8 protein-coding genes are annotated in these 7866 nt (G+C 73.2%); 5 read left to right on the top strand and 3 right to left on the bottom strand.

What is annotated here, in order from left to right; genetic code table 11:
• From VIU94_RS41995 to eccE, 3 genes are all read right to left on the bottom strand, one after another.
• The coding region (locus VIU94_RS41995; RefSeq protein WP_331920498.1) for an SCO5717 family growth-regulating ATPase at positions 1–303 on the bottom strand (303 nt) is incomplete at its 3' end.
• 255 nt (positions 304–558) lie between these two features.
• The gene (locus tag VIU94_RS41990; RefSeq protein ID WP_331920496.1) at positions 559–1302 is read right to left on the bottom strand and encodes a hypothetical protein; all 744 of its coding nucleotides are present in this window, start codon (positions 1300–1302) and stop codon (positions 559–561) included.
• On the bottom strand, positions 1302–2672 hold the full coding sequence (gene eccE / locus VIU94_RS41985; protein ID WP_331920494.1) for a type VII secretion protein EccE: 1371 nt from the start codon (positions 2670–2672) through the stop codon (positions 1302–1304). The genes VIU94_RS41990 and eccE overlap by 1 nt, the downstream gene beginning before the upstream one ends.
• Positions 2673–2886: 214 nt before the next feature.
• Here eccE and eccB point away from each other — a divergent pair, with 214 nt between their 5' ends.
• The 5 genes from eccB to VIU94_RS41960 form a co-directional block, all read left to right on the top strand.
• Complete coding sequence (gene eccB, locus VIU94_RS41980) at positions 2887–4398, top strand: type VII secretion protein EccB (protein ID WP_331920492.1); 1512 nt, start codon at positions 2887–2889, stop codon at positions 4396–4398.
• A gap of 8 nt (positions 4399–4406) precedes the next feature.
• The gene (gene mycP, locus VIU94_RS41975; protein WP_331920490.1) at positions 4407–5561 is read left to right on the top strand and encodes a type VII secretion-associated serine protease mycosin; all 1155 of its coding nucleotides are present in this window, start codon (positions 4407–4409) and stop codon (positions 5559–5561) included.
• 51 nt (positions 5562–5612) lie between these two features.
• A complete protein-coding gene (locus VIU94_RS41970) occupies positions 5613–6017 on the top strand; it encodes a DUF2563 family protein (protein ID WP_331920488.1) in 405 nt (134 codons plus the stop codon).
• Positions 6018–6036: 19 nt separating this feature from the next.
• Entirely contained in the window at positions 6037–7206 is a 1170-nt protein-coding gene (locus VIU94_RS41965) for a hypothetical protein (protein WP_331920486.1), read from the top strand.
• 41 nt (positions 7207–7247) lie between these two features.
• Positions 7248–7866: S8 family serine peptidase (locus VIU94_RS41960; RefSeq protein WP_331920500.1), on the top strand; the 619-nt coding region annotated here is incomplete at its 3' end.

Below are 7866 nucleotides of genomic sequence, written 5' to 3'. Positions count from 1 at the left end.
GCCCTGGCCGGCCGCGGGCGGCGGCGAGGGAGTCCAGTTGGACTCGAAGCCGCCGCCGGCCGGCAGCCCGGGCGTCGCGACCGGCGCGCCGGAGGGCGCCGGAGGCGGCGGAGTCATGCCACCGGCTTCCGGAGCGGCCCCCGCGCCCGCTGCCGAAGCGTCCCCCGACGCGTTCTGCGTGTACCAAGCCGGAGGGGTGTAGTCGATGGTGAACTCACCCGACATCTCGGCGGGCTCCGCGTCGGACTGACCGTCGGGCGGTGTGTTCCAGCCCGCCCGGATCTCGTCACGATCGCCGTTCACTTTGCCTCCTGGTGTGGTCGAGCACCGTTGTGCTTCTTGAGCGGGGCGACCGTTCCATGTTCCGGTCCGGTCCGGTCCGCCCGGCTCCCGCACCCTCCCACCCTAATCGTCAACGGTGTCAGTACGGCAGGGCAGCCGGTCTGCCAGCGCCTGTCCCGCACATGACCGTGACCTCAACGTCGCTCCCAAGTGACCTCACTGCTCCGCAGAGTGAGCCCCCGGCCGCCCGCCTGGCGGCCCAACGGGCGCGCGGAGTCAGTCCATCCGGCGAGCGCCGCCCAGGAGCCCGGACTCCGCGTCCGTCGCCCGCGTCATCGCCAACTGCCGGTCGCGTGGCGTGCACCACAGCGTCACGCCGTCGGCGAGCGTCGACAACGCGTCCGTCTCCGTACGCGGAAGGCCCATGATCCGTCCGATCTGTTCTGCTTCGTCCGGAGACACCCGTTGCACCCCGACCAGGGATGACTTCTCCATCAACCTCGGTGCGACGGGACTCACATACGGAAGCAGCGTCAGCACCGACTGCCAGGGCGCGGACACGACCCGCCCGCGCGGTGGCCGCGTGCCGCAGTCCCGCACCACGACCACCGGGCTGCCCGCGGACGCGCCCAGCGGCGGAACCCGGCCCACGTCGTGCAGCGTCACGCACGGCGCGCCGCCGTCGTCCGCGGTGGCCTGGGCCAGCACCTCCCAGGCCGCCGCGCGGCCCGTCTCCACGGCGACCCGCGTCCCGGCTCCGACCGCGCGCAGCGCCAGTACCTGCGCCGTCCACAGGCCGCCGACGAGCGTGATGTCGTACGGGGACGGCCGGTTGAGGCCCAGCACGGCCGGCTCGCCGTCCGGGTCCACCCCGACGACCACGCCGTCGTCGCCCAACGGCAGCGCCAGCGCGTCCAGTCCGTCCACGGGCACGGCGTGACGCCCGCGCCGCGGCCCGATCAGCCCGCGGCCGACCCAGGTCCGCGAACGGAGTGCGGAGAGTCCTGTACCGCCGGACATCAGCGCGCACCCCCCAGCGGCAGCGTCGCCAGCACACCCGGCACCTGCTCGCGGTCCAGCCGGACGAGCCCGACCCGTACCCCGCGCGCGGCCCGCTCCAGTTCGTGCCGGGCCGCGAGCAACTGCGCGTCGTCGCGGCCCGTGATCCGTACGTGCCCGGTCACCGTCGCCTCCCGCCGGTCGCCGGCCCCGCCGCTCAGCGTCAGGCTGAACGTCGTCGCCGTCGCGGGCAGCGAGGTCAGCAGGGCCACGAGCCGCGGCATCGCGGCGCCCTCCAACTGCGGCCAGCGGCCCACCCAGTACGTGGTGTGCCGGCTGTCGTCGCACCGCCAGGTCCGCGCCGTCTCGCGGGTCCGCGGGGCGCGCGCCCGGCCCCGTACCGGCTCCCCCAGAGCACGCGGGTCCGCGCCCGCCGAGGTCGCGAGCGCCGCCGTCAGCTCCTGCTCGGTCAGCACCGTCGCCCGGAACCCCGACCCCGCCCCGGCCAGCCGGCTCGCCAACTGGTCCGCCGCCCGCACCACGCAGCGCTGCGCACCCAGCAGGCCGCCGCCGCGCGCCGCGACGGCCTCCGGGCACAGCTCCGGGTCGAGCTTCAGCGCGATCCAGGTGATGCGCAGCGACGGCGCTCCCGTGAGCGCCTGCAGCGGCGCGTAGTTGCGCGCCGCCATGGACCGGTCGGACAGATGCGGCGCGGGCGCCGGCTGCGTGTGCTGCACGATCTGCGCCGACTCGAGCCGGATCCCGTCGACCTCCAGAACGTCCCGCACCAGGCCGACCGGAAGCGGGTGCGCGGCCCGGTCCGGCCGCAGCGCGGCGCCGTCGGACTCGACCCGTACGACCGCCGTCAGGAACGTGCCGTCGCCGATCAGACCGACCGGCCGCCGTTCGCGCGCGCTGTCGCCCGCGCGCTCGCCGAAGGCGTACGTGCGCAGCGCCGGATCGCACTCCACGACCGGCGCGAGCCCCGGATCCGTCCCCGCTGGCACCACGGCCGTCGCCGCCCGCCGGACCCGCGCGCGCAGCGCGAGGAGCGTCGCCAGCCACTCCGGCAGCGCGCGACGTCGGCGGCGCGCCACGGCGAGCAGGACGAGGACCCCGGCGACGACGGCCGCGGGCGCGAGCAGCAGGGGCTCCACGACCCATGCCGCGAGCAGCAGCGCGGCGGCCGTCTCGATCAGGACGAGCTGTTGCAATCGGAACGATCCGCCGCGTCCAGGACTCGCCGTCGGGCGCAGGACGACACCGCCCCGGGAGGGCACGGGAGGCGGCCCGGCGTGCGGAGCGCGGGGCTGTCCGGCGTACGGTCCGCTGGACGGCGGAGCGTACGGGGGCGCGGCCGGGGCACCCCGTGTCTGCGTCACGGAAGCCATGCCGAATCCCCCGATTTCGTCCCGATCGCCCAGGCGGGTCCAGGCTTTGACGGCCCGGTCACCGTACCCGGCCCGCGCACCGCGCCGGTCAGAGGGCATAGTAGGGGCCCGGCCGCCTCGCGCGCGGTCCGTGGGGACGGCACGGGGGAGCACGGGCCCGGGCCCCGTCGACGGACCCGGCACCGGCCGACGGAGACAGGGGGAACGGGGACCCATGGCAGCACGGCGCGATGAGCTCAGCGCGTACACCTTCGCGAAGAAGCGCACGCTGGCGGCATTCCTCCGTCCTTCTCCCTCCGGCACGGACGAGGGCGCTCCCGCGCCGCTGCGCGCCGTCGTCCCGAGCCTCGTCACGGCCGCGCTGCTGCTCGCCGGGTTCGGCGCCTGGGGCATGCTCGAACCCAAGGCCCCGAAGGGCTGGGACACCCCGGGGACCAAGGTCGTCGTCGGCAAGCAGTCCACCACCCGCTACGTCGTCCTCACCACCGGCGAGGGGAAGGACCGCAGGACCCTGCTCCACCCCGTCCTCAACCTCGCCTCGGCCCGACTCCTGCTCGACCCGCGCGCCTTCGAGGTCGTCCGCGTCGACGACGAGGTCCTCGACGCCGGCCATCCTCCGCGCGGCCCCATCCTCGGCATCCCGTACGCCCCCGACCGGCTGCCCACGACGGACGAGGCGGGCCGCGCGAAGCGCTGGGCGGTCTGCGCCCAGCCCGGCGGCGGCGCGGGAGCGGCCGTCCAGAAGGCCGCCTTCGTCCTCGCCGAGCGTGACTTCGCCCGCACGGAGGACCGGGGACGCAAGCTCGCCCCCGGCGAGGTCCTGTACGTCAAGGGCCAGAAGGGCGCGCTGCGTTACCTCGTCGACGACACCGGAACGAAGTACCTGGTGCGCGGCGCGCCCGCCGACGCCGCCCACCTCGCGACCGCGCTCGTCGGCGTGAACCGGGAGCCCCAGTCCGTCACCGACGACTGGCTCGCCACTCTGCACACCGGCAGCCCGATCGACTTCCCCGACGTGCCCGGCCGCGTGGGCGCGGCCGCCGGCGTCGGCGGCGGCCTCAGCGCGACCGAGGACCGCGTCGGCATGGTCCTGAGGTCCGGGACGGGCGCGGGCCCGCAGCACTACGTCGTCCTGCCCGGGAAGGTCCAGCCGGTCAGCGACTTCACCGCCTGGCTGCTGATCCACTCCCCGCAGACCCAGCCCCTGGACATGGACGGCCGGCCCACGGAGGTCGACTCCAGCGACTTCCCGCCCGACGCCACGACCTTCGGCGCGGAGCACCGCTGGCCCACCGGCCGGGTGCGGCAGGTCAACACCACCACGGACGGCGAGGGCGGCCGCGACACGGTGTGCAGCGTCCTGCGCGCGGTCGACGCCAAGGGCCGTACGACGCTGTCCACTTGGGCGGGCCCCGAGTACCCGGCCGAGATCACCCCGGGCGGCCCGGCCACGTACGTCACCCCCGGCAGCGGCCTGCTGTACACGCAGGCACGGGAGGGCGGGACGGGCTCCGACGGGTCGCTCTTCCTGGTGACGGACACGGGACTGCGGTACGCGGTACGGACGAACGGGGAGGGGCCGGACGGGGAGATCAGCTCGGAGGCGAAGATCCGGCTGGGGTACGAGGACGTGGATCCGGGGATCGTCCCCGTCGCCTGGTCCGACTGGCTCTCCAAGGGGCCGCGCCTGGACACGGACGGCGCGCGGCGCGCGCAGGGCTCGTGAGGGCGGGGATGATCCGCGGAGGGCTGGCCGCGTCGCTGCTGATCGGTGTGTTCGCGGCTGGACACAGCGGGCCTCCTTTGGCCCTCGCGGGCAACGGGGAGTGCAGGTTCCCTGGGCAGCAGACGGAGGGCACGCCGTGGCCGCTCCAGCGGATCCTGCTGGACGAGTTGTGGCAGGACACGATGGGCGCGGGGGTACGGGTCGCGGTCATCGACAGCGGGGTCGACGACGCCAACCCGCAGCTGAGGGACGCGGTGGACGCGGCGGCGGGCAAGGACCTCGTCGGCACGACCGACGGCACGGTCGACGAGGCGGGCCACGGCACCAAGGTCGCCGGCATCATCGCCGCCCGCCCGCGTGCGGGCACCGGATTCGTCGGCCTCGCGCCGGAGGCCACGATCATCCCGATCCGGCAGACGGACGGGCGGAGCAGCGGCGCGGCGGACGACATGGCGGCCGCGATCGACCACGCGATCGCGCAGGACGCGGACGTCATCAACATCTCGCAGGACACGTCGCGTCCGCTGTCCCCGGACTCCCCGCTGGGCCTCGCCGTGTCGCGGGCGATCGCGGCGGACGTGGTCGTGGTCGCGTCGGCGGGCAACGACGGCAAGGACGGCCGGGTCAAGAACACGTACCCGGCGGCCTTCCCCGGCGTGCTCGCCGTGGCCGCCTCCGACCGCAACGACGAACGCGCCGCGTTCTCTCAGTCCGGCGGCTTCGTCGGCGTCGCGGCGCCGGGCGTCGACGTCGTCTCGACGGTCCCCGGCGGCGGCCAGTGCGTCGACAGCGGCACCAGCTTCTCCGCCCCGTACGTGGCCGGGGTGGCGGCGCTGCTGCGCGCGAAGTACCCGCAGTGGAAGGCCGGGGAGGTCGTGGCGCGCATCCAGCGGACGGCGGTCCGGCCGCCCGGCGAGGACCGGGACGATGAGATCGGCTGGGGCGTGGCGGACCCGGTGAGGGCCGTGACGGGTTCGGCCCAGGCCCCGAGGCGCGGCTCCGCCCCGGTTGCGGCGGCCCCTCTGACTCCGTCGGACGGTCCGCGGGAACGCGACGCCCGGGTGGCCACGTACGCCGTGGCGGCGGGGGCGCTGCTGGTCGCGCTCGTCGCGGGTACGTGCACGGTGATGCGCGACAGCCGACGGCGCAGAGGCATCGGCTGAACTGGCTACAGTGGCCGCCTGATTCGCAGGTGTGACGAGGGGGCCGCGGAAGTGAACCACTTAGAAGTCGGGTCGGTAACGCTCCAGAGCTTCCGAACGCGCATCGAACAGCTGCTCAGCGAGCTGGACGCCTCCCCGGCCGACCCGAAGCGCTTGGCAGACAGCCGGGTGGGCGCGGAGGCGTACGGCCAGGGCTTCGCGGCAGCGACGGAACTCCACGCGTCGTACGGGCGGGTGCGGGGGCGTCTGGAGGCCCTGTCCCGCACGTTCGGCGACACGATCGAGTCGATGGGCATCGCGATCCAGATCGCGGACCGGGGCTACGCGGACGTGGACGAGGACCTGAAGCGCCGCTTCGCGGAACTCCAGCGACGGGCGAGGCAGCAGTACGCGACGGGCGAGCCGGCCGCGCCGTCGACGGCCACGTCGACGGTCGCCACCGGCGGCTTCAGCTAGAGAGGAGGCGCGGTTCCGGATGCCCGAGCAATTCGACGGAAAGCCGCTGGACGCCTTGTACGCGATGATCGCCTTCGCCCGTCCGGGTGAACTCACCACGACGGGCGAGGCGCTGGCGAAGGCGGTCCCCAAGCTCCAGGAGATCGCGCGGGATCTACGCCACTACATCGCCCGAGTCCAGTGGGACGGCGCGGCGGGCGACGCGTTCCGCCTCTGGGGCGCGGACATGGTCACCCAGACGCTCCTCCTGGGCGACTACACGAACACGGCCGCCGCCGAACTCAAACGCGCCGGCCAGGCCCTGTCAGAGGCCAAGTCCGCCCTCCCCAAGCCCACGGGGACCTGCTTCGAGGACCCGGAGAAGGAGTCGGCCAGGGTGGCCGCAGAAACGGGCCCGAAGCTGCAGGAGGCGATCCACCAGATGGAGCGTCTGTCGTCGTACTACGGGGTGGCGAGGGAGCGCCTGGAAGCCGCGAAGGAACCCAGGTTCCGCCCGATCGTCGGCAGTGGCGTCCATGAGATGGAGCGTCCGTACAGCACGACAGGCGGCGGTTCCGGACCGCCGATGACGCGGTCGGTGGGGATGCCGGGGAGCCACCCGGGACCCGGCGGTGACCCGCTGTGGGCGTCTACGGATCATTCGTATGAGGCAGACATGCCCCAAGTGCGTACGACGCTCAACTCGACTAATCCGGCCCCGGATTCGCAATGGGAGTCGTCCGCGACACGTTTAACTGCCCCTCCACCGCAAGTACCAGGCGACTTCCGCTTGGCGGGACTTGATGCGCAATCGCACCCCATCAGCTCACCAACCGGAGCGCCGCGCATCGCGGGCAGAGAACGCCTTGCCGGGTCCAGCCCCGCGGCCCGCGCAGCTGGCGCACGAACCCCCGGGCCACGAATTCCGATGGGCACAATCATTGGCCACGAGGGTCTCGCGCCGCCGAGTGGCGCATTGCCGAGCACCCCAGCAGGAGCGGGCCGTCGCCCGCCGGTTCCGCCCAACATCCCAAGTCTCTCGGCTCGTACAGCGCAGACACCCGCTGGTGCTGGATTGATCCCACCGATGCCAACGCATTCGAGCGCTGCGGAACGACGCTCATCTGCCGGTCGCCCGGCCTATCTGATGGAGGACGAGGAGACGTGGATGGTGGATCAGCGCCATGTCGTTCCGCCTGTCATCGACTAGGAGCCACATTGAGACCTCTTGTGGTCGGGCTGCTCGCAGCCATGGCCGTGATTGCTCCGACCCAAGTCGTACAGGCAGACGACATGCGGACGCGCCAGTGGTACCTGGGTGCAATGCACTCGGATGAGCTATGGCGAGTGGCTACAGGACGGGGCATCACCGTTGCAGTCGTCGATACGGGTGTCGACTCAACAGTTCCCGAGCTGCGTGGCAAGGTCCGGCCCGGTCGCGACTTTTACGAAGGCCGAGGGCGGGGGCGCACCGACAATGCCGACACTGAGCGCCACGGCACAAACATGTCCCTAGCCATCGCGGGTGATGGCTCAAATGGTGGCGTCAACGGTGTGGCACCCGGCGCGAGGATCCTCCCTGTCAGGGTCGGAGACAAGCACAGCTTCGGCATTGCGAAGTCGGGTTCCGAAGGCATCCGCTACGCCGTCGATCACGGCGCGCGCGTGATCAACATCTCCATGGCCGGGGCGGCAGTCCAGGCCGAGCGCGCCCCCTGGCAAGCCGCCATCAACTACGCCCTACAACACGGCGCCCTCATCTTCGCCGGCGCCGGCAACGACGGCACCGGCAATCCCCAGTACCCCGCCGCAATCCCCGGCGTCGTCGCCGTCGCCGCGCTCAAGGCCGACGGCACGCACGCCGACTTCT

Origin of the sequence: Streptomyces sp., from assembly GCF_036566765.1 — a bacterium.
In the GTDB taxonomy this organism is placed as follows: domain Bacteria; phylum Actinomycetota; class Actinomycetes; order Streptomycetales; family Streptomycetaceae; genus Streptomyces.
The sequence above is the reverse complement of the archived record's forward strand: the minus strand, read 5'-3'. Positions and strand labels throughout refer to the sequence as shown.

What these genes read in the sequence shown, in the direction of transcription:
- eccE (WP_331920494.1), bottom strand. Translation starts at nt 2,672, where the DNA reads ATGGCTTCCGTGACGCAGACACGGGGTGCCCCGGCCGCGCCCCCGTAC.
- eccB (WP_331920492.1), top strand. Translation starts at nt 2,887, where the DNA reads ATGGCAGCACGGCGCGATGAGCTCAGCGCGTACACCTTCGCGAAGAAG.
- VIU94_RS41990 (WP_331920496.1), bottom strand. Translation starts at nt 1,302, where the DNA reads ATGTCCGGCGGTACAGGACTCTCCGCACTCCGTTCGCGGACCTGGGTC.
- mycP (WP_331920490.1), top strand. Translation starts at nt 4,407, where the DNA reads ATGATCCGCGGAGGGCTGGCCGCGTCGCTGCTGATCGGTGTGTTCGCG.
- VIU94_RS41965 (WP_331920486.1), top strand. Translation starts at nt 6,037, where the DNA reads ATGCCCGAGCAATTCGACGGAAAGCCGCTGGACGCCTTGTACGCGATG.